Raw genomic sequence first — 23,534 nt, forward strand, 5'->3', positions numbered from 1 at the left:
GGCCTCGACCAGGGCGGGCCGGATCATGGGAGCCGGTGCGGGGACCGTGGCGGGGACCGTGGCGGGGAAGGGTGACATGGGACAGGTCGGAGCCGTCGGGGGCCGGTTGGGGAGTCGGCTGGGGGCGGCGCGGGACCGGGCGTTCGTGGGGCGGGTCGTGGAGACGGCACTCTTCGGTGCCATGCCGGCCGGGGAGCGAGGTCCACGCTGCTGCGCCGGTTCGTCCGGCAGGCGGCCGCGGCAGTCGGCGGTGGCGGGTTGGACGCCCAGGGTGGCGAGGGCGGTCGTGGCCGCCGCCCCGGCCATGGTCAGTGATCTCGTGAGACGAGGGCCGCGCATGGTGATGTGGACTCCTTCCCTGGCGCCGGACGTTCGGTGTACCGGGCGCATGGAGAAGATCATCTCGGTGTCGGCCGCTCATGCGGCAGGCCGTTCGCCGCTCACTCCTGCTCAGTGATGATCACCCGGACGATCTTCCCTGTCGCCGCCCCGGGCCGCTCGGCGGTCGCACCCGCCGCTTTCTCTTCGCGTGCTGCCGGTGTGCGGCGCACATGAGTGGGTAGGCGGCCGGACCGGATGCTTCCGCCCGCCACCACAAGGGCTCACCTCACGCGATGCACCTGTTCGCGACCCACGGTGACGGGCCGGGCAAGGAGGAGATCATGAAGTTGACGCGACGGACAGCGGTCGCCGGCGTGTGTGCCGCGATCACCGGAGGCGTTCTGCTCGCCGGCGGCAGCCCGGCGCTGGCGGCGGCTCCTCCGACGGCCGGGCACACCACGGTGCACAGCGCCGCGGCGGACACGGCCCGCGATCACACCGCCCGTCATCACACAGGTCGGCGGGTCACGGACCCGTGGATCGCCGGCCAGCTGGCCACCTTCTGTCCCTCGCACGCCCAGCGGGCGGCGGTCTTCGACCCGTGGATCGCGGACCAGCTGGCCCAGTTCGGCCTCGACGCGCGCTGAGCGGCGCCGGCCGGGTGCGGTGGTGCCGCCCCGTGACCGATCGGTCGTGGAGCTACGCAACGTGACGGCCGCGCCGCGCCCGGTACGGCGACGACCCACACCGCGTCATGACGGCACCGGGAGTGTGCCGGGGCTCGTAAGGGATACGAGCAGGTCATGACGTTGCTTACCGCAGTGCGTGAGATGGACCGCCGGTTGACCCGGCGGATGTCCGCCTGGCAGGAACCCTGTGTCCACCGCACACTCTCGGTGGTCGAGGAAGCCGCCGAGAGCAGCAAGCTGTGGTGCGGGGCGGCCGTGGCGATGGGCTGTGTCGGTGGACCCCGCGGCCGGAGGGCCGGGGCTGCGGGCCTGGCGGCCCTGGCCCTGGCGCAGCTGGTGTCCAACGGTGTGTGCAAGCAGGCGGTCGGGCGGGCACGGCCGCCCAAGGAGTGGATACCCCACGACGAGGTCGAGGACCGGCCCGACTCGTCGTCGTTCCCGTCCGGGCACACCGCGGCCGCGGTGGCCTTCACCGCGGCCCTGACGCCCGCGTGGCCGGTGGCCGGGGCCGTGTGCGCCGTGCCGGCCGCCCTGGTCGCCGTCGAGCGGGTGCAGTCCGGCGCCCACTACCCGAGCGATGTCGCCGTCGGCGCCGGCATCGGACTCGTCAGTGCCTGGCTGGTCCGGCGCCTGCCGTGGCCGGCGCCGCGCACGCGGCGCTGAGCAGGCCGGCAGCGACGCCGCCGCGGGCCGTGGTGCGCGGTGCTCCGGCTCGGCACGGCGTCGGGGCGGCCCGGGAAACGGGCTCCGAGGTCGGCCCGGCGTACGCCCATCGGGCGGCCCCTGCCGGCCCGCCGGGTGCAGGTGCCCCGGGACTCGCGCGCGATGCGCCGGAGGGGGGCCGGCGGCGGCCGGAGAACTTCCACGCCGTCCGGCCCGCACGCGTCGCTGTGCCCCCGGCCGTCCGGCGGACCGGGGCCGGCCGGGTGAGGGCGGTGTCCGGACGGCGGTCAGGGCGCGGGCACACCCGCCGGGGGTACGCCCGTACGCCGCCGCTGCGACCCCTGAGCGGGAACCGAGCGAGCCGCCGCCCAGGGCGCCGGCTCGGGGCCGCGTCAGTGCGGATACCGGGCGGGGACGGGCGGATCGGCGGGCAGTACGTGGTCGCCCGCCGTGTCCGTGCTCAGGCACAGCGAGCAGACGAGTGCCTCGTGGGCGGCGCAGGCTGCCAGGTCCGGGCGTTCGTAGGGCCGTCGGCAGACGTGGCAGTCCAGGACGACGGCGCTCGGGTTGCCGTCGGCGTCCAGCAGGGGCTCCGCGATGCCGTCGTCGGCGCGGCGGAGGTAGTAGCGGCCCTTGGTGACGACGGCCGTCAACGGGGTCAGAGTGAAGGCGAGCACGGCCGCGGCGACGGGAGAGTACGGCTGGAGGGTGTCGCCCAGCAGGTGGAAGTACATGGCGATGGACAGCCCTGAGGCGGCGACGAACGCGACGACACCGACCGGGTTGACGGCGTACAGCATGCCCCGGCGGAACTCCGGCTGGAGCGGGGAGAGTCGCAGCAGGTACTTGTTGACGCCGATGTCGGTCGCCACGGTGACGACCCAGGCGATCGCGCAGTTGGAGTAGAAGCCCAGGATGTCGTTGAGGAAGCTGAACATGTCGGCTTCCATCAGGGTGAGCGCGAAGCCCACGTTGACCAGGACGAAGACCATGCGGCCGGGATAGTGCCGGGTGACGCGGGTGAAGGAGTTCGTCCAGGCCAGGGACCCGGAGTACGCGTTCGTGACGTTGATCTTGATCTGGCTGATCACCACCAGGGCCACGGCCAGCGGCAGGACCAGCCAGGAGGGCATCATCGCGTCGAAGGCGCCGCGGAACTGCCGGATCGGCTCGGGCGCGGCGTCCGGGCCGACCTTGGCGAGGATGTAGACGGCCAGGAAGACGCCGATGGCCTGCTTCAGGGCGCCGAGCACCACCCAGCCCGGGCCGGCCATGATCACGGCGGTCCACCAGGTGCGCCGGTTCGCCTCGGTCCTGGGCGGCATGAAGCGCAGGTAGTCGATCTGCTCGCCGATCTGCGCGATGAGGGACAGGCACACGCCGGCCCCGAGCAGGACCGAGGCGGTGTCGACGCCGTCGTGGCCGTCCGTGCCGGCGTAGGCGAGGAACCGGTCGACCGTGCCGGGGTCGGCGGCGATCAGGTAGATCAGCGGGCCGACCATGAGGAGCAGCCAGACCGGGGTCGTATACACCTGGAGCCTGCTGAGCGCCTTCATGCCGTGGACGACCAGCGGGATGACCATCAGGGTGGACACCAGGTAGCCGAGCCACAGCGGCAGTCCGAGGCCGAGTTCCAGGCCCTGGGCCATGATCGAGCCTTCGAGGGCGAAGAAGATGAAGGTGAAGCTGGCGAAGATGACACTGGTCAGGACCGAGCCGTAGTAACCGAAGCCGGCGCCCCGGGTGATCAGGTCGAGGTCGATGTTGTAGCGGGCGCCGTAGTAGGCGAGCGGGAAGCCGCTGACGAAGATGACCACGGCGGCCACGGCTATGGCCAGGAGTGCGTTCCCGGTGCCGTGCGCCAGTCCGATGCCGGCCCCGATGGAGAAGTCGGCCATGTAGGCGATGCCGCCGAGCGCGGTCGTCGCCACGACCATGGGGGTCCAGCGGCGGTATCCGCGCGGTGCGAAGCGGAGGGTGTAGTCCTCCAGGGTCTCGCTGACCGCCTGGTCCTCGGCGGGCCCGGTCGCGTCCGGGGCTGTCGGCCGTGGTGCGGTGGTGCTCATGTCGCGCCTCCCGGTGGTGCTGGTGCGGGTGCCTGGTGTGGGGGGAGCCGCTGTCGGCGTCGGCGGGGAACGGGGGCGGGCCGGTCTCGTGCCGTACGGCTGTGCGAGCGGCTGCGGTCCCACGGCCGGTCACGCTAGACAGGGCGTGTTACCGACCGTTCCCCCTGATGTGAACAGGGCGTTTCCGCCTCGGCGTTGTGCTGGTCCGTGCCACACCCGTGTGGTTACCTGGCTCCATGACCGTGCTCGTGACCCGCCGCCACGTCGACTACGCGCGTGTCACCACCACGGGTTGTCGCACCGGGAGCTGACGTCCGCGCCCCGGTCCCCGCACCGGCCCCTTCCCCACCACGTGGTACCGCCCGCCGTCCCGCCGGGGCCAGAAGGCGTGCCCCGGCGGCCGGTTCGGCTTCCCCGTGTCCCGTGACCTGAGCGGCGCGGGTGCCGTACGGCCTCTTTCGGCACCCGCGTCCCTCCGCCGCCGCACACCGCGCACCCGCACACCCCGCGCAAGGGAGAACCATGAGCCAGCCGATCGACTCCGTCACCGCCGGCCACACCCCCGACGAGGAGCCCGCCGTCCCCGACACGTCGGCGTGGTCGTTCGAGACCAAGCAGATCCACGCGGGTGCCGTGCCGGACCCGACGACCGGCGCCCGGGCCACGCCGATCTACCAGACGACGTCGTTCGTCTTCCGGGACACCCAGCACGCCGCCGACCTGTTCTCGCTGGCCGAACCGGGCAACATCTACACCCGCATCCACAACCCCACCCAGGACGTCTTCGAGCAGCGCGTCTCCGCTCTGGAGGGCGGGGTCGCCGCCGTCGCGCTGTCCTCCGGACAGGCCGCCGAGACCCTGGCGATCCTCACGCTGGCGGGTTCCGGCGACCACATCGTGTCGAGCACCTCCCTGTACGGCGGCACGTACAACCTGTTCCGGCACACCCTGCCGAGGCTGGGCATCGAGGTCTCCTTCGTCGACGACCCGGACGACACCGAGGCCTGGCGGGCGGCGATCCGGCCGAACACCAAGGCGCTGTTCGCGGAGACCCTCGGCAACCCGCGGGGCAACGTGCTCGACGTGCGGGCGGTCGCGGACACCGCCCACGCGGCGGGGGTGCCGCTGATCGTGGACAACACGGTGCCCACCCCCTACCTGCTGCGGCCCCTGGAGCACGGCGCGGACATCGTCGTCCACTCGGCGACCAAGTTCCTCGGCGGTCACGGCACGGCCGTCGCGGGGGTCGTCGTCGACGGCGGCACGTTCGACTTCGGGGCGCACGCCGACCGGTTCCCCGACTTCACCGAACCCGACCCGAGCTACCACGGCCTGCGGTACTGGCCCGCGCTCGGCCCGGGCGCCTTCGCGATCAAGCTGCGGGTCCAGTTGCTGCGCGACCTCGGGCCCGCGCTCTCGCCGCACTCCGCGTTCCTGCTCCTCCAGGGGGTGGAGACGCTGAGCCTGCGCATCGAACGGCACTCCGCGAACGCCCAGGCCCTGGCCGAATGGCTGGAGCAGCGCGACGAGGTGGCGGCCGTGCACTACCCGGGGCTGCCGTCCAACCGCTGGTACGACGCGGCCCGGCGCTACCTGCCGCGCGGCGCGGGCGCGGTGCTCTCCTTCGAGCTGCGGGACGGCGTCGAGGCGGGCAAGCGGTTCGTGGACGGCGTGGAGCTGTTCAGCCACCTCGCCAACATCGGTGACGTGCGCAGTTTGATCATCCATCCGGCGTCCACCACGCACAGCCAGCTCGACGACGAGCAGCTGACAGCCACCGGCACCGCCCCCGGCCTGGTGCGGCTGTCGGTCGGCATCGAGAACCTGGCCGACCTGAAGGCGGACCTGGAGGCCGGGTTCCGCGCGGCGAAGGGCGCCGCCCGGAGGGCGTCCTGAGCACCGTGCTGACCCCCTCGGAGGTCCCCCTCCCGCCGGCCACCGGGGCCTGGCGGGAGGGGGACCCGCCGGGGCGGCGCCAGTGGTACGTGCGCGAGACGCCCCTCCCCCTGGAAGCGGGGGGTGAACTGCCGGGCCTGCGGCTCGCGTTCGAGACGTGGGGGCAACTCGCGCCGGACCGGTCCAACGCCGTTCTCGTGCTGCACGCCCTCACCGGTGACAGTCATGTCGCCGGCCCCGCCGGGCCCGGCCATCCCACGGCCGGCTGGTGGGACGGGCTGGTCGGCCCCGGGCGCGCGCTCGACACCGACCGCTGGTTCGTGGTCGCGCCCAACGTCCTCGGCGGCTGCCAGGGCAGCACCGGGCCGGCCTCACCGCGTCCGGACGGGCGGGCGTGGGGCGGCGGCTTCCCGTTCCTGACGCAGCGTGACCAGGTCGCCGCCGAGGCCGGCCTGGCCGACGCGCTGGGCGTCGACCGCTGGGCGCTCGTGGTCGGCGGCTCGATGGGCGGGATGCGGGCACTGGAGTGGGCGGTGTCCCGTCCGGACCGGACGGACGCGCTGCTGCTGCTCGCCACCACCGCCGCGGCGAGCGCCGAGCAGATCGCCTGGGCCGGCATCCAGCTGCACGCCATCCGCTCCGATCCGCACTGGCGCGGCGGCCACTACCACGGCACCGCCCACGGGCCGCACGCCGGGCTGGGGCTGGCCCGCCGGCTGGCCCACGTCACGTACCGCAGCGAGCCGGAGCTCCACTTGCGTTTCGGTCGCGGTGCGCAGGGCGCGGAGGACCCGTGGCACGGCGGGCGGTACCAGGTCGAGTCGTATCTGGACCATCACGCGGCCAAGCTGGTGCGCCGTTTCGACGCCGGCAGCTACGTCGTCCTGTCCGAGGCGATGAACAGCCACGACGTCGGCCGCGGCCGCGGTGGTGTGCAGGCCGCGTTGCGCCGGGTGACGGCCAGGACCGTGGTCGCCGCGATCGACTCCGACCGGCTGTACCCGCCGTGCCAGCAGGCGGAGCTGGCCGCGGGCATCGCCGGCGCGGACCGGCCCCGGGTGGTGGAGTCCCCGTACGGTCACGACGGTTTCCTCCTCGAGGTGGAGCAGGTCGCCGCGCTGGTGGCCGAGCTCCTCTCGTAGGCGCGGGGGCGGAAGGCACCCGGGGCCAGGGCCGAGTGGGTGTCTTCGGGCGTGCCGGGCGATGTCCTGCCGCCGCCGCGCCCGCGCCGTCTTCTAGCCTCGCGGCATGCTGGGGCTTCCTGCTCACGTCCGTACCCGCCCGTCCGACCCCGACGGGAGGCTCACGCGGTCCGCGCACGCGTCCGCGGCCGCCCGGGAGCGGGGGTCCGACGGCTGTCCCCGGCGGCGCGCGCCCCGTGCCGCGGCCGGCCCGCGGGAGTCACGATGATCACCCATCCCAGCTTCACGGTCGAGCCGTGGTGCCTGCGCGAGACCGAGCTGAGCCTCGACCTGCTGGCCCAGAGCGAGTCGGTGTTCGCCCTGTCCAACGGGCACATGGGGTGGCGCGGCAACCTCGACGAGGGGGAGCCGCACGGCCTGCCCGGCGCGTACCTCAACGGTGTCTTCGAGCGGCACCCGCTGCCCTACGCGGAGGCGGGCTACGGGTACCCCGAGTCGGGCCAGACGATGATCAACGTCACCGACGGCAAGATCATCCGGCTGCTGGTGGACGACCACCCGTGCGACCTGAGGTACGGCCGGCTGCTGGCGCACGAACGGGTCCTGGACTTCCGCTCGGGGGTGCTCGGCCGTACCGCCCGGTGGACCACGCCCGGCGGCCGCACCATGCGCATCTCCTCGCAGCGGCTCGTGTCCTTCACCCAGCGGGCGGTCGCCGCGATCGTGTACGAGGTGGAGGCGACGGACGGGCCGGCCTCGGTGGTCGTCCAGTCCGAACTGGTCGCCAACGAACAGCTGCCCCTCTTCACGGGTGACCCGCGCGTCGCCGCCGCCACCGAATCACCGCTGGTCCCCGAGGAGCACTTCGCGCAGGACACCCGGCTGCGGCTCGTGCACCGCACCGCGCACAGCGGGCTGCGGGTGGCGGCGGCCGCCGACCACCTGGTCGAGGGGCCCGAGAGCACCCGGTGGTCGGCGCAGAGCGAGCCCGACGTCAGCCGGCTGACGGTGACCGCCGACCTGGTGCCCGGACAGCCGCTGCGGCTGGTCAAGTTCGTGGCCTACGGCTGGTCCGGGGAGCGTTCGCTGCCGGCGGTGCACGACCAGGTGGACGCGGCGGTGGCGGCCGCGGTCAGCACCGGCTGGGACGGACTGGCCGGCGACCAACGCGCCTACCTGGACCGCTTCTGGGCCGGCGCGGACGTCGAGGTGGAGGGCGACGCCGAGATCCAGCAGGCGGTGCGGTTCGCCCTCTTCCACGTGCTCCAGGCGGCGGCCCGCGGCGAGAACCGGGCGATCCCCGCGAAGGGGCTGACCGGGACCGGGTACGACGGGCACTCCTTCTGGGACACCGAGTCCTATGTACTGCCCGTTCTGACGTTCACCGCTCCGGAGGCCGTCGCGTCGGCGCTGCGATGGCGGCACCGCACGCTGCCGGCGGCGCGGGAACGCGCGCACCAACTGGGCCTGGCCGGCGCGACGTTCCCCTGGCGGACCATCGACGGCGCCGAGTGCTCCGCCTACTGGCCCGCCGGGACGGCCGCCTTCCACGTCAACGCCGACATCGCCATGGCCGTCGGGCGGTACGTCGCGGTCACCGGGGACGAGGACTTCGCTCGTGCCGAGGGGCTCGATCTCCTCGTGCACACCGCCCGGCTGTGGCACTCCCTCGGTCACCACGACGCGGAGGGCGTCTTCCACCTCGACGGGGTCACCGGCCCGGACGAGTACAGCGCCTTCGCCCGGGACAACCTGTACACGAACCTGATGGCGCGGCGGAACCTGCTCGACGCGGCGGACTCGGTGGTGCGCCACCCGGACCGGGCCGCGGAACTCGGTGTCGACGAGGAGGAGGCCGCGGTGTGGCGGGACGCCGCCGCCCGCATGGCCGTCCCGTACAACGACTCCCTCGGCGTCCACGAACAGTCCGCCGGTTTCACCACCTTCCAGCGCTGGAACTTCGAGGCGACCCCACCGGACGCCTATCCCCTGCTGCTGAACTACCCGTACTTCGACCTGTACCGCAAGCAGGTGGTGAAACAGGCCGACCTGGTGCTGGCCATGCTGGAGTGCCCGGACGCCTTCACCGAGGAGCAGAAGGCGCGCGACTTCGCCTACTACGACGCGATCACCGTCCGCGACTCCTCCCTGTCGGCGAGCTGCCAGGCGGTGCTGGCCGCCGAGACCGGACACCTGCGGCTGGCCTACGCCTACCTCGGCGAGGCCGCGCTGATGGACCTGGAGGACCTGGAGCACAACACCCGCGACGGGCTGCACATCGCCTCGCTGGCCGGGACGTGGATCGCCCTGGTCGGGGGCTTCGGGGGCTTGCGCCGGTACGCCGGGGAGGGCGGGAGGCCGGACCGGCTGGCGTTCGCGCCCCGCCTGCCGGAAGCGCTGTCCAGGGTGGCCTTCTCCGTACTGGTGCGCGGACGCAGGCTGAAGGTCGACATCGGCCGGTCGCACACGCGCTACCGGCTGGTGGAGGGGGAGCCGCTGGTCGTGCTGCACCACGGGGAACCGGTGACCCTGTCCGCCGACGGGCCGGTGGACTGCCGCATGCCCCCGGTGCCCGTCCGGCCCGAACCCCAGCAGCCGGCGGGCCGTCGTCCGATCGGCCTGTCCGCCGGGGAGGAGTCCCGGACGGGGACGCCCGAGTAGGGCGGCGCGGACCCGTTCCTTCGAGACGTCACCGGCAGAGGGGGCCAGATGATGAGCACGAACCACCGCGTGGCGGTGACGACCGGGAGGACACGGCCGGGCGCCACGCGGCCCGCACGGGGTCGGCGCGGCGCCCCGGGTGGCGGCCGGTGTCGCCGGTGACCGCGCGGGCGAGCACGGGGCCGTCGACGGCCGACCGCGCACCCGGTCCCCGGACCGGCATCCGTGGCTTCCGTCCGGGCGACGGCCCTCGGGTGGTCGAGGCGTGGCGCCGGAGCGCGCCGGCCGACCCCGTCAGCCCCGACCGTTTCCGCTCCCTGGTGCTCCTCGACGCCAACTTCGATCCGGAGGGGCTGCGGGTCGCCGTCGACGGTGACCGTGTCGTCGGCGCCGCCTACGCGGTGCGCCGCCTGACGCCGGTGGCCGGCACCGACCTGGAGCCGGAGCAGGGCTGGATCCCGTTCTTCTTCGTGGCCCCGGCCGCCCGCGGGCGCGGTCTCGGCCGCCGGCTGCTGACCGACGCCCTCGGCTGGCTGCACGGCCACGGCCGCACCCGGGTCGACTTCTCCTCGTACACCCCGAACTACCTCCTGCCCGGTCTGGACGCGGTGACGTACCCGGCGGCCGCCGGGCTCCTGGAGTCGCTGGGGTTCCGCACGCTGTACGAGGCGGCGGCCATGGACCGGAACCTGATCGGCTACCGCTTCCCCGAGGAGATCGCGGCCCGCCTGGACGGACTGACGGCGCGGGGGTACCGCTTCGGCACGCCGTGCGACGACGACCTGGTGGACCTGGTCGCGCTCGCCGGGACCCACTTCAGCGCGGACTGGGCGCGCGCCATCCGGGAGTGCCTGGCCGCGGGCACCCCGCTCGACCGGATCGTGGCCGCCCGGGACCCTTCGGGCCGCATGATCGGCTGGGCGATGCACGGCGCCTACGAGTCGGCGGACGAGCGGTTCGGCCCGTTCGGTGTGCTGGAGGAGATGCGCGGCAGCGGGATCGGCGGGGTCCTGCTCCACCTGGTGCTGGAGCGGATGCGGGCGCGCGGCGCGCACGGCGCGTGGTTCCTGTGGACCGGTGAGCGGTCCCCGGCGGGCCGCCTGTACCGGGGGGCCGGCTTCGCGACGACCCGGGTGTTCCGGGTGCTGCGCCGGGAGGCCGCCCGGTGACGGCCGTACGCCGTACGCGTGGCCCGAGTCGGCGGGTCTTCGCCCTCGCGCTGCCCTCGGCGCTGCTGGCCGGCGGATGCGCCGCACCGCACCGGGGCACCGGCCGGCCCGGGGACCCGATCGTGCTCACCCTGCTGTCCCACTACGCGAGCGGGGCGCTCAAGGACGCCCTCCAGGGCCCGGTCGACGAGTGGAACGCCGCCCACGACCGGGTCAAGGTGCGGACGAAGGCCGTCGAGTTCGACGACCTGCTGACCACCCTGATGGTCCGCCAGGCCGCGGGCCAGGGGACCGACATCATCCACCCGTACTGCCTGTGGACCGGCCAGCTCGTCCGGGCCGGCGTCCTGCGGCCCGTACCGCCCGGGCACGCCGAGGAGATCAGGCGGGGCTACGGCGCCGCCGCGGTCGGTGCCGCGTCGGCGGGGGGCCGGGTCTACGGCTACCCGACCGAGGTGCAGACGTACGCCCTCTACTACAACAAGCGGCTGCTGCGCGAGGCGGGCGTCACCGGGCCGCCGCGCACCTGGCGGGAGCTGGAGGAGGCCGCCCACCGCACCACCAGGCGGGACCGGTACGGCAACACGCTGGTGCAGGGCTTCGGACTGTCGGTCGCCGACGACTCGACCACGGTCGGTCAGACGCTCGCCCTGCTGAACGTCGCCGGTGGCACCTTCGTCTCCGCCGACGGACGCGGCACCGCCATCGACTCGCCGGCCGGCCGGGCCGTGTTCGACCTGGAGCACCGGCTCGTCGCCGCCGGTGCGAGCGCGCCCGGCGTCAACGTCTACAAGGCGTTCCCGTCCGGGCAGGTGGCCATGGTGATCGGCGCCGGCTGGTGGACGGCGGACCTGAAGGCCCTGATGGGCCGGGACTACCGCGATGTCGGGGTGGCACCGCTGCCCGTCCGCGCGGCGCACGACGCGCCGGCCACGCTCTCCACCGGCTTCCTGCTCGGCGTCGACACCGCCAGCGAACACCCGCGCGAGGCTTGGCGGTTCCTGCGCTGGCTCAACACCGAGAAGGTGCGGGTGACGCGCGCCGCGAGGGAGGTGACGGCGACCCGGATGAGCCTGCTCCAGGTGTCCGTCGGTTCCCTGACCGGCCGCGCCGACGACATGCGGGCGCTGCTGGGCGGAGGCGGTGACGCGAACCTGCGCCCGTTCCGGGACGCGCTGGCGTACGCGGTGCCGGAGCCGAACGTGCCGGGGGCGCAGCAGGCCAAGTCGCTGCTGCGCAAGAACATCGAGGCGCTGTGGACCGGTCAGCGGTCGACGGACGAGACGCTGCGCGCGATCCGCCGCCAGGTCGACCAGGAGGTGGCACGCTCATGGTGAACACCCTGGCGCCGGGGACGACCGGGCGGACGGACAGCCCGCGGATCGCCCGCCCCGCCGGTGAGGGCCGTGACCGGACGCGTCGCGAGCGCCGCCGCCGGACCGCCGTCGCCTACCTCTTCCTGGCGCCGGCCCTGCTGTTCTTCGCCGTCTTCCTCCTCCTGCCGCTGGGTTTCGCGCTGCTGCTGTCGACGTCCCGCTGGGCGGGGTTCGACCTCGGCGGCATCGAGCCGGTGGGTCTGGACAACTTCGCGGCGCTGTTCGCGGACGGTTCGACGTTCCTGGTGCCGGTCCTGACCAACACGCTGCTGTTCGCGCTGGGCACGGTGGTCCTCGCGCTCGCCGGTTCGCTGCTCGTCGCGACCTGCCTCGACAGGCTGCGGTTCCAGGGGCTGTGGCGCACCCTGTACTTCCTGCCGATCGTCACGACCGTCGTCGCCGTGGGCAACGTGTGGAAGTACATGTACGAGCCGGGTGGGCTGGTCAACGGTGTCCTCAACGCCTGCGGGCTCGGTTCGGTGGCGTTCCTCCAGGACCCGGACACGGCGCTGCCCTCGGTCGTGGTCGTACAGGCCTGGGCGTCGGTCGGCACGGCGATCCTGGTGCTGACCGCCGGGTTGAAGTCCGTTCCCGTGTCGTACTACGAGGCCGCCGCGCTCGACGGCGCGGGGCCGGGCACCGTCCTCCGGCGGATCACCCTGCCGTTGCTGCGGCCGTCGCTGCTGTTCGTGTGCGTCACCCAGTTCCTCACCGGCCTCCAGTCGTTCGCGCTGATCAGCGTGATGACCCGGGGCGGCCCGGGGGACGCCACCGACGTGGCCGCGCTGGAGATGTACCGGCAGGCCTTCTCCTACGGCGACTGGGGGACGGCCAGCGCCGCCGCCTTCGTCCTGTTCGGGGTGGTCCTCGCGGTCACCCTGGCCCAGTTGTGGTTCTTCCGGCGCACCGGGGAGGACGCGTGATCCGACGGCGTTTCCCGTGGCTGTCGTACCTGGTGGTCGTGGCCGGTGCCGTGCTGACGGTGGTGCCGTTCCTGGACATGGTGATGACGTCCTTCAAGGGCCCCGGCGAGTCCGGCACCCTGCCGTACCGGTTCCTGCCCGAGGCGTTCGACCTGTCCAACTACCGGGCGGCGGTACGGCAGCTGAACCTGCCGGTGCTCTTCCGCAACAGCGTCACCGCCACCGCCCTGATCACCGGGTCGGTGCTGCTCACCTCGTCGCTCGCCGGCTACGCGCTGGCCAAACTCCGCTTCCCCGGCCGGGAACTGGTCTTCCGGCTGGTGCTGTCGACGATGATGTTCCCGCCGTTCCTGTTCTTCGTCCCGCACTTCCTGATCCTGGTGCACTGGCCACTGGCGGGCGGCAACGACCTGCTCGGACGCGGTGGCACCGGTCTGACCGCCGGCGTCCTCGCGCTCGCCGTACCGTTCCTCGTCAACGGCTTCGGCATCTTCCTGACGCGCCAGTTCGTGCTGTCGATCCCGGACGAGGTGCTGGAGGCCGCGCGCATCGACGGGGCCGGCGAGTTCGCCGTGTGGTGGCGGATCGTGCTGCCGCAGACCAAGCCGGTCCTGGTGACGCTGGGGCTGCTGACCTTCGTCGACGCGTGGAACGAGTACATCTGGGCGCTGCTCGTCTCCACCGCCGACCCGGACGTGATGACCCTGCCGGTCGGCATCCAGCTCCTTCAGTCGCACATCGACCCGGCCCGCACGATGCCCGTCGTGATGGCCGGTCTCGTGCTGAGTGTCCTGCCGGTGCTGGTGCTGTTCCTGCTGCTCCAGAAGTACTACGTCCGCGGCGTCATGCTCAGCGGCCTGAAGTGACGGCCACCCGGGCGGGAGGCGGGATCAGGGGGTGGTGGCGAGTGCGATGACGTGCCGCGCCGTACCCTCCGGATCGACCGTCTGGTGGAGATGCGCGCCGGGCAGATGCGCCACCCGCCAGCCGCGTGCCCCCGCCTCGTCGGCGACGTCGTCGTACGGGGACCCGAACAGCAGGTAGGAGCAGGGATGATCGTCCCAGCCGGCCGGGACGGGGACGCGCTGCTCGTAGTAGGACAGCGGCAGGGTGGGCTGTTCCTCGGTGATCTCGCGGCGCAGCACCGGGTCGCTGAACATGGGTGCCACGTCCGCCTCGTCCCACCAGTCGGTCCAGCGCGGCAGCCTGCCCCGCGCCGCCGGCGGCCGGAGAAACTCGAGGAACTCGGGTGACGCGACGGGCGTCGGCCCCGACCTGGCGGGCAGCGCGGCGTCCACGAAGACCGACCCGGTCACCGGGTGGTCGAGGCCCGCGCGGATCACCGGCACGAACAGGCCCGCGTTGCTGTGGGCCACCAGCGTGACCGGGGTGCCGGCCGCGACCCGGCGGAGTTCCCCGCGAACGGCGTCGACCACGCGCGGCCAGAAGGGCGGTGGCCCCTCGGCGACGCCCAGCAGGGAGGGCACGAGCACCCGGTGTCCGGCCGCCGTCAGCCGACGGGCCACCGGGTGCCAGGTCGAGGGGCCCACGCAGGGGCTGTGCACGAGGACGATGACCGGCCGCATGCCACGATCCTCGCGCCCCTCCCGGCGAGGGCGCCAGGGTCTCGGCCGACGGCAGAACGCCGTACGACGGGAACATCGTCCGAGTGTGCGTTCGGACGGATAACGCGGCATGTTCGGGGTAGATCCACTGTGGCTCCCGTCGTCGGGGGCCGGAGCACGCCCGCCGGAGGGCTGCTCCCGGGTTTGACACGAAGGATCAACTGATGGCCAGCGGTACCGTGAAGTGGTTCAACGCAGAGAAGGGCTTCGGCTTCATCTCCCAGGACGGAGGGGGCCCGGACGTCTTCGCGCACTACTCCGAGATCCAGGGCAGCGGCTACCGCGAGCTCACCGAAGGGGAACACGTCACCTTCGACATCGGGCAGGGGCAGAAGGGTCCGCAGGCGCAGAACATCGTCCGCGGCTGAGCGGACGCGGCGAACGGTCGGCGACGCGGCTGCCGCACGGGCAGCCGCTTCGTCGTGACGGCGGGTGGACGGCCCGCGTAGGGGGCCCGCGCGGAGCACGACGCGGGTGACACGGGTGTCAGACGTGGTGGCCCCGGGCCGCCAGCCACCGGTGCACACTCTCCTTGTCCGCCGGTGTGATGCGGGCCGGGCCGTCGACCTCCGGGCCCTCGTCGTCGTTGAACGCGCTGTCGGTGATCCGTGCCGTCACCCACGTGGCCAGGTCCTGCGCGGTGTCCTCGGTGAGCGACCCGCTCCCCCAGTCCGCCCGGACGCGGCGGGCCGCCTCCGGATCGTTCTGTTCCATCTCCTCCAGCCAGACCGGCAGCAACCGGTCGACGGTTCGACGGTCGGAGCGGGCGGGGTCCTGTTCCTCATGTGCTGTCATGCGGGGGCGGGTTTCCCCGCAGCCCCGGGTGACACCTGTGTGCGGGGCGGGGACGGGTCGCGGCCCGACCCCGCCGTCGACGGGCGTCCGGCCGTCGGCTCAGGAGCCGGGGTCCCAGTCGGTGCCGGAGTCCTCCCGGTACGTCATGACCGGGGACCACCCGGTGGCCAGCTCGGCCCACTGCTGCGCGGCGCCGGCCGCCGAACCGGCCCCGGCGATCGCCACCAGGCGTTTGTAGAGCGGGTCCAGTTGTGAGCTGTAGCCTCGCCCCAGTTCGGCGAAGTGACTGATGACGGCGAACTCCTGCGCGGCGTCGCTCAGTCCCGCCAGGTCACGGGTGCCCTTGATCCACTCGATGACGGCCCGGGCCTCCCCCACGCCGCCGTCCGCACCGGCGGACAGCGTCGCGGCCAGCGCGACGTACCGCTGCGGGCGGCCGCGCCGGACCACCGGGTCGTACGCCTGGAAGCCGCGGGTGATCCTGATCCGCGCGGTGGCGAGCTGCCCGTTGATCCCTTCGGCGATCCTGGTCCGTGCGTCGGTGGCGGTGGCGGCGTCGCCCTCCATCCACACGTAGGCGTGCCACAGCCGGCCGAGGTACGCCAGCTGATTGGCGCTGCCCGACTTCAGTGCCAGTGCCTCGGCGAGTTCTGTCGTGAGCGGCATGTAACGGTCCCCCCTGTGCCCGTTCGCGGCACCTGTCGGCGCCTGCACGGAGAGTCGCCGACCGGGCGCACACGGTCAAGAGGCAGGCCGCCGGACGACATCCGGGGTCGCCGTGTCCGGTGGACGTCCGATGAGCGGCTCCGGTACCGCGCGGCCCCGGCCCGCCGGCACGGACGGGAGGCCGATCCGGTGTCCGGCCGCCCGCCCGCGACCGCCGTACCGGCGGTGACGGCGTCACCGGACCCGGGTGCGCCCGCCGCCGTCGGCGCGGTGTCCGTGCACGGCACCTCGCCCGCCGCGACGCGCCTCGCCCAAGTGAGGCGCGGCACCGCCTACGCCGAAGGATGGAGCCGCCGCCCGGTCGCCGGCCCTTCTGACTCCCGCGGGCGTCCACCGACGACCGTGCGGATGCACGAGGTGCGGCGGACGACCGGCGAACCGGCGGAAGCGGCACCGGGCCCGGTGGGTGGGGCCTTCCGTGACCGGTGCCCGCCGGGCTCCCTGCGGGGCGGGGATGTGTGCGAGGGTGGAAGGGCACGAACCAGCCTGGTTCTGTCGCTGAGGCTTCGGAGACTCTACGCACGGGCCCGGCACGCCCTACCTGGTGCCACCGCGGCTTTCGAGGCCGGACTTCGCGCGGCGTCCGCCGCGTGCTTGACAGTGATCCCGATCGTTGGCGAGGGCTGCCCCCCGAACAGTGGGGTAGAGCCTGTGAACAAGCCGTACAGCACACATCTGGCGGTGTGGGGTGACACCGTCGTGCTCACCCTGTGCCGCGTCCGACGGGTCTTTGGGCCCGACCACTCCGAGCTGGCCCTGCGGTACGTATTGAGCAGCCTGCCCGACCGGGCCGAGGTGATCGTGATCGACCTCGACCACGGACCCCGTCGCCCCCAGGACCGTGCCCGCGTGCTGGAGATCGTGCACCGGTACGCCGTGGAGAAAGCCCTGCACCTGGTGTCCATCGGCGCGCCGCGCCGGGCCGCGCCGTCCGCCGTCCGCCACACCCCGGACCCGGCCGACACCGGGGCCGGCCCGGACTCCGGGGGCACGGGACTCGCCCTCTCCCGGGCCCTCACCGCCGCGGCACTCGTCCAGCGGGCCGAGGGGATCCGGATGGCCCGCCGGGGCACCCACCCCTGCCGGCCCTGAGACCGGCCGGCCGTCGCGCTCCCCTTTTTCCCGGTGACTGCCCCCGGACGGTGACCGCGCGCATACTCTCGGCGCATGACCGAAGGCAACACCGGGGGGCGGCCCGAGCCGGTCGGCGGCGCGCCCACCCAGGACGACGACACTCCCGCCGACCCCGCACCTCCGTCATCCCCGTCACCGCCGCCCCCCTCGTCCCCCTCGTCCCCCTCGTCCTCCCCGCCCTCCTGGACCGAGCTGGGCAGGATCGTCGGGGCTGCTGTCACCGTGATCGCGGCACTGGGCGGACTGTTCCTCGGGGTCCGGGGGGAGCAGCGGGCCGACAGGGCGGAGCGCCAGGCGGCGGAGGCGGGACGGCGGGCGTTCGCGGAGCAGGTCGACTTCTACGAGACCTCCTCCGACGTCGTCGTGACGAACGGCGATCCGCACGCGGTGGACGCCCGTCTGCTCCTCCCGGGGAAGAAGCTGTGGTGGCGGCTGGACGGGCTGAGACCGTGCGGGGAGATCTCGGTGCCCCGGGCTGCCCTGCGCGCCGGTATGCGGTCCCGACACCCGTCGGCCCCGCTCACGGACGGGGACCTGTCCGCGCTGGTACTGGAGTTCACGGACCCCGGCGGCAGGTTCTGGATCCGCCTCGGCGGGGGCGCCCTCGGCCCGGCCCCGGACCCACCGGCGGATCCCGGGTCCCGGGTGGTGGACCTGGGAGAGTCCTGGAACAGGTCCGTGCGCACCGCCCCCATGTGCGCCGCACGGTGACGTCCGGCCGATCCCACCTGGGGCACGCCCCCGGTCCGGCCCCGGCCCCAGCCCGGCCCGGACCCGGAAATCGGTTCGACGGCCTCCCCGGCGTCCTGTCACAGTGACGCACCATGACGGACTTCGAGCGTCTGACCGCCGCCGACGTGCGGCTCATGCAGAAGTTGGCGCAGCGTGTCACCGCCGTCCGCCCGGGGCTGATCAGCGCCGGCGCGTCGTACGGGGAGCTGGCCTGGGACTGGGGCCGGGGGTGTGCCGCGTACGGCGGGACCTGGCGGCGCCGGCTGTGGTTCTCCGGCGGGGAGCCGGTGGCGTGGGGTTGGGCGAGTCTGCCGCGCCGGGTGAGGCGCGCCGACGGGTCGGTCAGGGACGTCACCGGTACCTCCCTGGTGTACCAGGTCCATCCCGACCACGCCGAGCTGGTCGACGAGGTCATCGACTGGTACGACGGTGTGGCGGCCGGCCCCGAGCGCCGGGCGGTCCCCAGCGCCGCCGACGATCTCGCCCTGGAGCGATGGGCGGCGCACGGCTATCGGACGGACCGGGCCGCGCTCGGCGACGACGGTGACTGGACCCGGCTCAACGAGCGTGACCTGACCGATGTGCCACAGCCGGTGCTGCCGGACGGCTTCCGGTTCCGTACCGCGGACGAGGCCGGACCGGAGGCGGCGGTCCGGGCCCATGCGGACGCCTGGGCCCCCTCGGCGTACACGGCCGAGAGCTACGACGGAGTCCGGCGGACGGCGGGCTACCGCGGCGCCCTGCACGTCCTGGTGGAGGCACCCGACGGCACCATGGCATCCTCGACGATCATGTGGCTCGACGAGGCCAACCGGACCGTCGAGTTCGAGCCGGTCGGGACGCATCCGCGCTACCGGCGGCGCGGCCTGGGCAGGGCGCTGCTCCTGCACGGGATGCGGCTGGCGCGGGCGGCCGGTGCCGTGCACGCCACGGTCGCCTGCCTGGGGGCGCCGGGACACCCCGAGGCAAGCGGTCTGTACCACGGTCTCGGGTTCCGGGAGCTGTCGCGGGACGCGCCGCTGGTCAAGACCACGGCCGAGGGCTGAGCACCGCCCGCGCGCCGACGGGCGGAGTGAACGTCGGGCCGCGCTCGGGCGGCGCTCATGCCGCGCTCACCCATGCTCAGGCGGCGCTCTTCTTACGGCGGCGTCCGCTGTGGGCGAGGGCGTCGGCGAGTTCCTCGCGGCTCATCTTCGACCGGCCGGGAACTCCGCGTTCCGTCGCCCGCTGGTACAGCTCCGCCTTGCTCAGCTGCTCCAGGTCGCCGGCGCCGCCCCGGTCGCGGGCCCGCGCCGATGCCGCGCCGGCCTTCCTGGGCGGGGCCTTACGCGAGGGCGTCTTCGCCGCCGACCTGCCCGGCGCGGAGGAGCGGGTCGCCTTGCGCGGAGCGGACTTCTCCTTCCGCGCCGTCTCCTTAAGTCCGTTCTCCTTACGCCCCTTCTCCGCCCCGGCCCCCTCCTCACAGGCCGGCTCTTCCTCGCCGCGGCCGGAGCGGGCGCTGCGCAGGCTGCTCTCCAGCACCTTCATCAGGTCGATGACGTTGGTCGCCTCGGGAGGCGCCTTCGCCGTGGTGATCTCCTGTCCCTCCGCCTTGGCCCTGACGAGTTCGCGCACCTTCTCCTGGTAGGTGTCGCGGTAACGGTCCGGCTCCCAGTCGGTGCTGAGGGCGTCGACCAGCTGGAGTGCCATGTCCAGCTGCTTGCCGCGTCCGGTCCTCTCCGACGCCGACGGCAGCTCGGGCAGTTCCTCGCCCGGGTCACGGACCTCGTCCGCCCAGTGCAGGGTCTGGAGGACCAGCACGTCGTCCTCGGCCCGCAGGGCGGTCAGGTACTGCTTGTTGCGCATGACGAAGGTGGCGATGCCCACCTTGCCCGCCTCGACCAGGGCCGCGCGCAGCAGTTCGTAGACCTTCGTGTACTCCGCGCCGCGCGGGGCGATGTAATAGGTGCGGTCGAAGTACACCGGCTCGATCCGGTCCAGGTCGACGAAGTCGCTGATGTCGATGGTCCTGGACCGCCCCGGCGCGATCTCGTCCAGTTCGTCGGGCTCCACCACGACGTACTCGCCCTCGCCGACCTCGTACCCCTTGACGATGTCCCCGGTGCCGACCTCGTCGCCGGTGCGCTCGTTCACCCTCCGGTTGCGGATCCGGTCGGTCGTGCCGCGCTCCAGCTGGTGGAAGTGGACGGTGTGGTCCCGGGTCGCGGTGTACAGGCCCACGGGCACGGTGACGAGCCCGAACGTGATCACGCCTGTCCAGATCGCCCGAGCCATGACCGCACTCCGTCCCGTCCGCCCAGCGCCGCCGCCGGGTCCGCCCTCTGTGCCTCCACGCTCGCACCGCCGCCGCTCCCCCGCGCGCCGGCCCGCCCCGTCGGACACCCGAACGGCGGGACGGTGGGCACCGCGCGGCTCCGGCCGGGCGCACCGCCGGTGGTCAGCTCGTCCCCGCCGGTCCGGAGGACGCCGCGGACCCGGCTCGATCACGGCCGCGGAAAGGTCGGATGCCCAGGTGATCGCAGCGTCGCGGACACGATCCGGACACGTTTCGGGCTCCGGTCACCGCCCGCGCTCGGGGGCACGTCCAAGCTGTGAGCCGGTAGACGTGGAGCCGGGTACGGTGACGACTGATGATGGCGGAAAACGGACAGGGTGGGAGCGAAGCCGGAGGAACGATTGGGGAGGTCGCCTCTACGGCCCCCGCGGGGGTCCCCTCCGGAGTGCGGGTGATGTCCTTCGCGCTGCTGCGGTCACGTCTGCCGGCGCAAGCCCTGTCCGGGCCGCAGCGGCCCTCCTTCCACCACCTGCTGGCCCCCACGCGTGGGGTGCTGCGGCACTCGGTCGACTTCACCGGCTACGTGATGAGGCCGGGCACCTGGTTGTGGGTCCGCCCCGGGCAGGTGCAGCAGTGGCACGCGATGGACGCGACCGAGGGCACGGCCGTGCTGTTCGAGTCGTCGTTCCTGGACGCGGCCACGGCCGCCGCCGCCCGACTGGACGACCCGTACGCGACAGTGGCTCTCGAACCCGACGAGCACGACGGCCACCTGCTGGCTGTGGCCCGCGACCACCTGAGGGAGGAGTTCGACGACCTCGGACGCCTGCCCCCGCACGCGCGCACCGCCTCGCTGCGTCATCTGCTCGCGGTCCTCGTGCTGCGCCTGTCCCATCTCGGCCCGTCGTCGGACGGCCCGCGGCCCGAGTCTGACGAGACGTTTCTGCGCTTCCGTGACGCGGTCGAGGAGGACTTCTCCCGCACCCGGCGGGTGGAGGACTACGCTCGCCGCCTCGGTTACTCGGCGCGCACGCTGACCCGGGCGTCCCTGGCCGCCACGGGGGTCGGCGCCAAGGAGTTCATCGACCGGCGTCTCGTGCTGGAGGCCAAACGCCTGCTGGCCCACGGTGACCAGAGCGCCGTACAGGTCTCCCGCCAGCTCGGGTTCTCCAGCGCCACCAACTTCAGCAAGTACTTCCAGGAGCGGACCGGACAGAGCCCCATCGGCTTCCGCACCAGCATCCGCGGCCTCCCGCCCGCTGCGGACTGATGAGCGGCGTACGGACCGCGCGTGGTGGCCCGACCGTCAGGCGGAGCCGAACAGGTCGCTCACCGTCGTGGCGATCCGCCTGCGCCACGCGCCCGTACCCCCGGACCCGAGCACCGGTTCCACGGTGTCCCGGTGTTCCGCCGGTTCCGCCCAGTCCGGCGGCGTGTCGCCGTCCACCAGGAACTCCAGCAGCTTCGGTCCCCTCCCGGCCAGCGCCTCCTGCCAGACGGGCGCCACCTCGCCGGGCCGCTCGCACCGGATCGCGGGAAGACCGAGGAGCCCGGCGTAGTCCGTGTAGGATACCGCGGGCACCTCTCCGGTGGCCGGGATCCGCGGGTCCCCGGCGGCCGTCCGGCGCTCCCAGGTCAACCGGCTGAGGTCCTCGTTGTTCAGGACGCAGAAGAGGGTCGGCGGCAGCTCGGCGAGGCGTTCGAGGTGCCGGCGTACGGTGATCAGCTCGTTCATGCCGCCGGCCTGGAGGGCCCCGTCGCCGATCAGGGCGACGACCGGACGGTCGGGGAAGGCGAGACGGGCCGCGAGGGCGTACGGCACGGCGGCGCCGGGGGTGCCCAGGTGCCGTGAGAGGGCGGCGCGCATGCCGTCGCGCAGCCGCAGGTGCCGGGTCCACCAGTCCAGGGCCGTCCCCGAGTCGGTGACGACGACGGTCCGGTCCGGCAGCCGTGCGGACAGCTCGGCGACCACGGAGCGGGGGCTGACGGCCATGCCGTAGAAGCGGCGCGCCTTCGTCCGGCCCTGCGCGTGCCACTCCCGCACCGCCTGTTCGACGCCGTCCAGCCACCGGCGGTCGGTCTGCCGCCGCAGCAGGGGGAGCAGCGTGTCCAGCGCCGTGGCGACGTGTCCGGTCAGCCGTACGGCGGACGGCACCGTGTCGTCGACGGGGCAGGCACCGCGGTCGGCGTCGAGGGAGATGACGTGACGCGGGCCGGTGTCGGGCAGCAGGACGGTGTCGAAGTCGTGCGCGCCGACGAGGAGCAGGGTGTCGCAGTCGCGGACCAGGGCGGCCGCGGGTGCGCTGCCGTAGCCGGCGGCGGCCACACCCGTGACCTGGGGGAGGTCGTCCGGCAGCACGTCACGGCCCAGCGGCGTCCTGGCCAGGCCCGCGCCGAGCAGTTCCGCGGCCTCCCTGATCTGTCCGGCCGCTCCGGCGGCGTCCGGGCCGACGACGACGGCGACCCGTTCGGCGCCGTTCAGCAGGTTCGCCACCCGCCGTACGTCCCGGTCCGACGGTCGCACCGGCGGGCTCAGGTACAGGGGGGAGGCGGTGGGCTGCTGGTCACCGCGCAGCCCCGCGGGGACCTCGGCGTCGAGGACGGCGCGGGGCACGACGAGCGTGGCCACGCCCCGGCCGCTCACCGCGGCACGCAGCGCACGGTCCAGCGCGGTCGCGACGAGCGCCGGATCGGTGACCCGTTCGGAGTACTCGGAGACGTGGGCGAAGAGCTGCGAGGCGGGCACGGCGCGCCGCCGGTCGCTCACGCCCGCGGGCACCGGTTCGTCCCCCACCACCGCGAGCACCGGACACCGGTCGAGGGCCGCGTCGTACAGGCCGCCGAGCAGGCGCAGCGCGCCGGGACCCGAGCCGGCCAGGCAGCAGCCCGTCCGTCCGGTGAGCTTGCCGTGGGCGCACGCCATCAGCGCGGCCGACTCCTCGTGCCGCGCCTGCACGAACTCGGGCGTCGACGCGTCCCCGGCGAGCGCCGTGACCAGCGGGTCCACCGTTCCGCCGGGCACGCCGAACACCCTGTCCACGTCCCAGACAGGAAGACGCGCCGCGATGAACTGGGCGACGCTGGTCACGTGGCCTCCCGCAGCATCCGCACCGACCGGTCGTGCCGCCGGGTAGCCCCGAGACCGCTCCCGCAAACCGTGCGCCCCGGATCGGACGTGGGTACGGCGGTACGGCACGAGTCATCGCCGGCACGCCGCGTCCGCTGCCTCCACCGTCCCCCTGTCGCCGTTTCGGCCGCGCGTGGGGTGGGCACCCGTGCCAGGCTCGGTTGACGAGCGGTGAACGGTCGGACGCGGTGCGCAGTCGGCGGGGACGGGCGGC

20 protein-coding genes are annotated in these 23,534 nt (G+C 73.6%); 14 read left to right on the forward strand and 6 right to left on the reverse strand.

Annotated elements, in window-relative coordinates; translation table 11 throughout:
* Positions 1-614: 614 nt before the first annotated feature.
* Both ACIQVT_RS13045 and ACIQVT_RS13050 read left to right on the forward strand, forming a co-directional pair.
* The gene (locus ACIQVT_RS13045) at positions 615-968 is read left to right on the forward strand and encodes a hypothetical protein (RefSeq protein ID WP_403751428.1); all 354 of its coding nucleotides are present in this window, start codon (positions 615-617) and stop codon (positions 966-968) included.
* Positions 969-1,124: 156 nt separating this feature from the next.
* Positions 1,125-1,673 carry a phosphatase PAP2 family protein gene (locus ACIQVT_RS13050; protein ID WP_403751430.1) on the forward strand — a complete coding sequence of 183 codons (549 nt, stop codon included), beginning with the start codon at positions 1,125-1,127 and terminating at the stop codon, positions 1,671-1,673.
* Positions 1,674-2,065: 392 nt separating this feature from the next.
* Here ACIQVT_RS13050 and ACIQVT_RS13055 read toward each other — a convergent pair whose 3' ends face one another.
* Complete coding sequence (locus ACIQVT_RS13055) at positions 2,066-3,739, reverse strand: purine-cytosine permease family protein (protein WP_403751432.1); 1,674 nt, start codon at positions 3,737-3,739, stop codon at positions 2,066-2,068.
* Positions 3,740-4,261: 522 nt separating this feature from the next.
* Between ACIQVT_RS13055 and ACIQVT_RS13060 the strand changes: the two genes are divergently transcribed.
* From ACIQVT_RS13060 to ACIQVT_RS13090, 7 genes are all read left to right on the forward strand, one after another.
* A complete protein-coding gene (locus tag ACIQVT_RS13060; RefSeq protein ID WP_403751434.1) occupies positions 4,262-5,635 on the forward strand; it encodes a bifunctional o-acetylhomoserine/o-acetylserine sulfhydrylase in 1,374 nt (457 codons plus the stop codon).
* A 5-nt stretch (positions 5,636-5,640) separates the two neighbouring features.
* Complete coding sequence (locus ACIQVT_RS13065; protein ID WP_403751437.1) at positions 5,641-6,777, forward strand: homoserine O-acetyltransferase; 1,137 nt, start codon at positions 5,641-5,643, stop codon at positions 6,775-6,777.
* A gap of 264 nt (positions 6,778-7,041) precedes the next feature.
* Entirely contained in the window at positions 7,042-9,438 is a 2,397-nt protein-coding gene (locus ACIQVT_RS13070) for a glycoside hydrolase family 65 protein (protein WP_403751439.1), read from the forward strand.
* A gap of 254 nt (positions 9,439-9,692) precedes the next feature.
* Positions 9,693-10,607 (forward strand): GNAT family N-acetyltransferase, encoded by a 915-nt coding sequence (locus ACIQVT_RS13075; protein ID WP_403751440.1) that lies wholly within the window; start codon positions 9,693-9,695, stop codon positions 10,605-10,607.
* A complete protein-coding gene (locus tag ACIQVT_RS13080) occupies positions 10,604-11,944 on the forward strand; it encodes an extracellular solute-binding protein (protein ID WP_403751442.1) in 1,341 nt (446 codons plus the stop codon). The genes ACIQVT_RS13075 and ACIQVT_RS13080 overlap by 4 nt, the downstream gene beginning before the upstream one ends.
* On the forward strand, positions 11,938-12,906 hold the full coding sequence (locus ACIQVT_RS13085) for a carbohydrate ABC transporter permease (protein ID WP_403751444.1): 969 nt from the start codon (positions 11,938-11,940) through the stop codon (positions 12,904-12,906). The genes ACIQVT_RS13080 and ACIQVT_RS13085 overlap by 7 nt, the downstream gene beginning before the upstream one ends.
* A complete protein-coding gene (locus ACIQVT_RS13090) occupies positions 12,903-13,772 on the forward strand; it encodes a carbohydrate ABC transporter permease (RefSeq protein ID WP_403751446.1) in 870 nt (289 codons plus the stop codon). Before ACIQVT_RS13085 ends, ACIQVT_RS13090 begins: the two co-directional genes overlap by 4 nt.
* A 24-nt stretch (positions 13,773-13,796) precedes the next feature.
* Here the strand turns inward: ACIQVT_RS13090 and ACIQVT_RS13095 are convergent, their stop codons facing one another.
* The gene (locus ACIQVT_RS13095) at positions 13,797-14,492 is read right to left on the reverse strand and encodes an alpha/beta hydrolase (RefSeq protein WP_403751448.1); all 696 of its coding nucleotides are present in this window, start codon (positions 14,490-14,492) and stop codon (positions 13,797-13,799) included.
* A gap of 203 nt (positions 14,493-14,695) precedes the next feature.
* On the opposite strand from ACIQVT_RS13095, the gene ACIQVT_RS13100 reads away from it, so the two are divergent.
* On the forward strand, positions 14,696-14,899 hold the full coding sequence (locus tag ACIQVT_RS13100; protein WP_121790526.1) for a cold-shock protein: 204 nt from the start codon (positions 14,696-14,698) through the stop codon (positions 14,897-14,899).
* A 118-nt stretch (positions 14,900-15,017) separates the two neighbouring features.
* Here ACIQVT_RS13100 and ACIQVT_RS13105 read toward each other — a convergent pair whose 3' ends face one another.
* A complete protein-coding gene (locus ACIQVT_RS13105) occupies positions 15,018-15,326 on the reverse strand; it encodes a hypothetical protein (RefSeq protein WP_403751451.1) in 309 nt (102 codons plus the stop codon).
* A gap of 99 nt (positions 15,327-15,425) precedes the next feature.
* On the reverse strand, positions 15,426-15,992 hold the full coding sequence (locus ACIQVT_RS13110) for a hypothetical protein (RefSeq protein WP_403751453.1): 567 nt from the start codon (positions 15,990-15,992) through the stop codon (positions 15,426-15,428).
* Between the two features lie 711 nt (positions 15,993-16,703).
* On the opposite strand from ACIQVT_RS13110, the gene ACIQVT_RS13115 reads away from it, so the two are divergent.
* The 3 genes from ACIQVT_RS13115 (at position 16,704) to ACIQVT_RS13125 (ending at position 18,964) form a co-directional block, all read left to right on the forward strand.
* On the forward strand, positions 16,704-17,144 hold the full coding sequence (locus ACIQVT_RS13115; protein ID WP_403751455.1) for a hypothetical protein: 441 nt from the start codon (positions 16,704-16,706) through the stop codon (positions 17,142-17,144).
* A 75-nt stretch (positions 17,145-17,219) separates the two neighbouring features.
* Complete coding sequence (locus tag ACIQVT_RS13120) at positions 17,220-17,897, forward strand: hypothetical protein (RefSeq protein WP_403751457.1); 678 nt, start codon at positions 17,220-17,222, stop codon at positions 17,895-17,897.
* 113 nt (positions 17,898-18,010) lie between these two features.
* The gene (locus ACIQVT_RS13125; protein WP_403751459.1) at positions 18,011-18,964 is read left to right on the forward strand and encodes a GNAT family N-acetyltransferase; all 954 of its coding nucleotides are present in this window, start codon (positions 18,011-18,013) and stop codon (positions 18,962-18,964) included.
* Between the two features lie 76 nt (positions 18,965-19,040).
* On the opposite strand, the gene ACIQVT_RS13130 is transcribed toward ACIQVT_RS13125, so the two are convergent.
* Positions 19,041-20,192 carry a Ku protein gene (locus tag ACIQVT_RS13130; protein ID WP_403751461.1) on the reverse strand — a complete coding sequence of 384 codons (1,152 nt, stop codon included), beginning with the start codon at positions 20,190-20,192 and terminating at the stop codon, positions 19,041-19,043.
* Between the two features lie 455 nt (positions 20,193-20,647).
* Between ACIQVT_RS13130 and ACIQVT_RS13135 the strand changes: the two genes are divergently transcribed.
* Positions 20,648-21,463, forward strand: a complete 816-nt coding sequence (locus ACIQVT_RS13135; protein WP_403751463.1) for a helix-turn-helix domain-containing protein — start codon at positions 20,648-20,650, stop codon at positions 21,461-21,463.
* Positions 21,464-21,499: 36 nt separating this feature from the next.
* On the opposite strand, the gene ACIQVT_RS13140 is transcribed toward ACIQVT_RS13135, so the two are convergent.
* Complete coding sequence (locus ACIQVT_RS13140) at positions 21,500-23,281, reverse strand: thiamine pyrophosphate-binding protein (protein ID WP_403751465.1); 1,782 nt, start codon at positions 23,279-23,281, stop codon at positions 21,500-21,502.
* Positions 23,282-23,534 lie beyond the last annotated feature (253 nt).

This window comes from Streptomyces sp. NPDC100445 (genome assembly GCF_044759735.1).
Taxonomy (GTDB): Bacteria; Actinomycetota; Actinomycetes; order Streptomycetales; family Streptomycetaceae; genus Streptomyces.

Excerpts from the sequence above, each read along its gene's own strand:
- ACIQVT_RS13135 (WP_403751463.1), top strand. The coding sequence starts at position 20,648 with ATGTCCTTCGCGCTGCTGCGGTCACGTCTGCCGGCGCAAGCCCTGTCC.
- ACIQVT_RS13130 (WP_403751461.1), bottom strand. The coding sequence starts at position 20,192 with ATGGCTCGGGCGATCTGGACAGGCGTGATCACGTTCGGGCTCGTCACC.
- ACIQVT_RS13055 (WP_403751432.1), bottom strand. The coding sequence starts at position 3,739 with ATGAGCACCACCGCACCACGGCCGACAGCCCCGGACGCGACCGGGCCC.
- ACIQVT_RS13070 (WP_403751439.1), top strand. The coding sequence starts at position 7,042 with ATGATCACCCATCCCAGCTTCACGGTCGAGCCGTGGTGCCTGCGCGAG.
- ACIQVT_RS13085 (WP_403751444.1), top strand. The coding sequence starts at position 11,938 with ATGGTGAACACCCTGGCGCCGGGGACGACCGGGCGGACGGACAGCCCG.
- ACIQVT_RS13100 (WP_121790526.1), top strand. The coding sequence starts at position 14,696 with ATGGCCAGCGGTACCGTGAAGTGGTTCAACGCAGAGAAGGGCTTCGGC.
- ACIQVT_RS13105 (WP_403751451.1), bottom strand. The coding sequence starts at position 15,326 with ATGACAGCACATGAGGAACAGGACCCCGCCCGCTCCGACCGTCGAACC.
- ACIQVT_RS13110 (WP_403751453.1), bottom strand. The coding sequence starts at position 15,992 with ATGCCGCTCACGACAGAACTCGCCGAGGCACTGGCACTGAAGTCGGGC.
- ACIQVT_RS13125 (WP_403751459.1), top strand. The coding sequence starts at position 18,011 with ATGACGGACTTCGAGCGTCTGACCGCCGCCGACGTGCGGCTCATGCAG.
- ACIQVT_RS13120 (WP_403751457.1), top strand. The coding sequence starts at position 17,220 with ATGACCGAAGGCAACACCGGGGGGCGGCCCGAGCCGGTCGGCGGCGCG.
- ACIQVT_RS13045 (WP_403751428.1), top strand. The coding sequence starts at position 615 with ATGCACCTGTTCGCGACCCACGGTGACGGGCCGGGCAAGGAGGAGATC.
- ACIQVT_RS13095 (WP_403751448.1), bottom strand. The coding sequence starts at position 14,492 with ATGCGGCCGGTCATCGTCCTCGTGCACAGCCCCTGCGTGGGCCCCTCG.
- ACIQVT_RS13050 (WP_403751430.1), top strand. The coding sequence starts at position 1,125 with ATGACGTTGCTTACCGCAGTGCGTGAGATGGACCGCCGGTTGACCCGG.
- ACIQVT_RS13060 (WP_403751434.1), top strand. The coding sequence starts at position 4,262 with ATGAGCCAGCCGATCGACTCCGTCACCGCCGGCCACACCCCCGACGAG.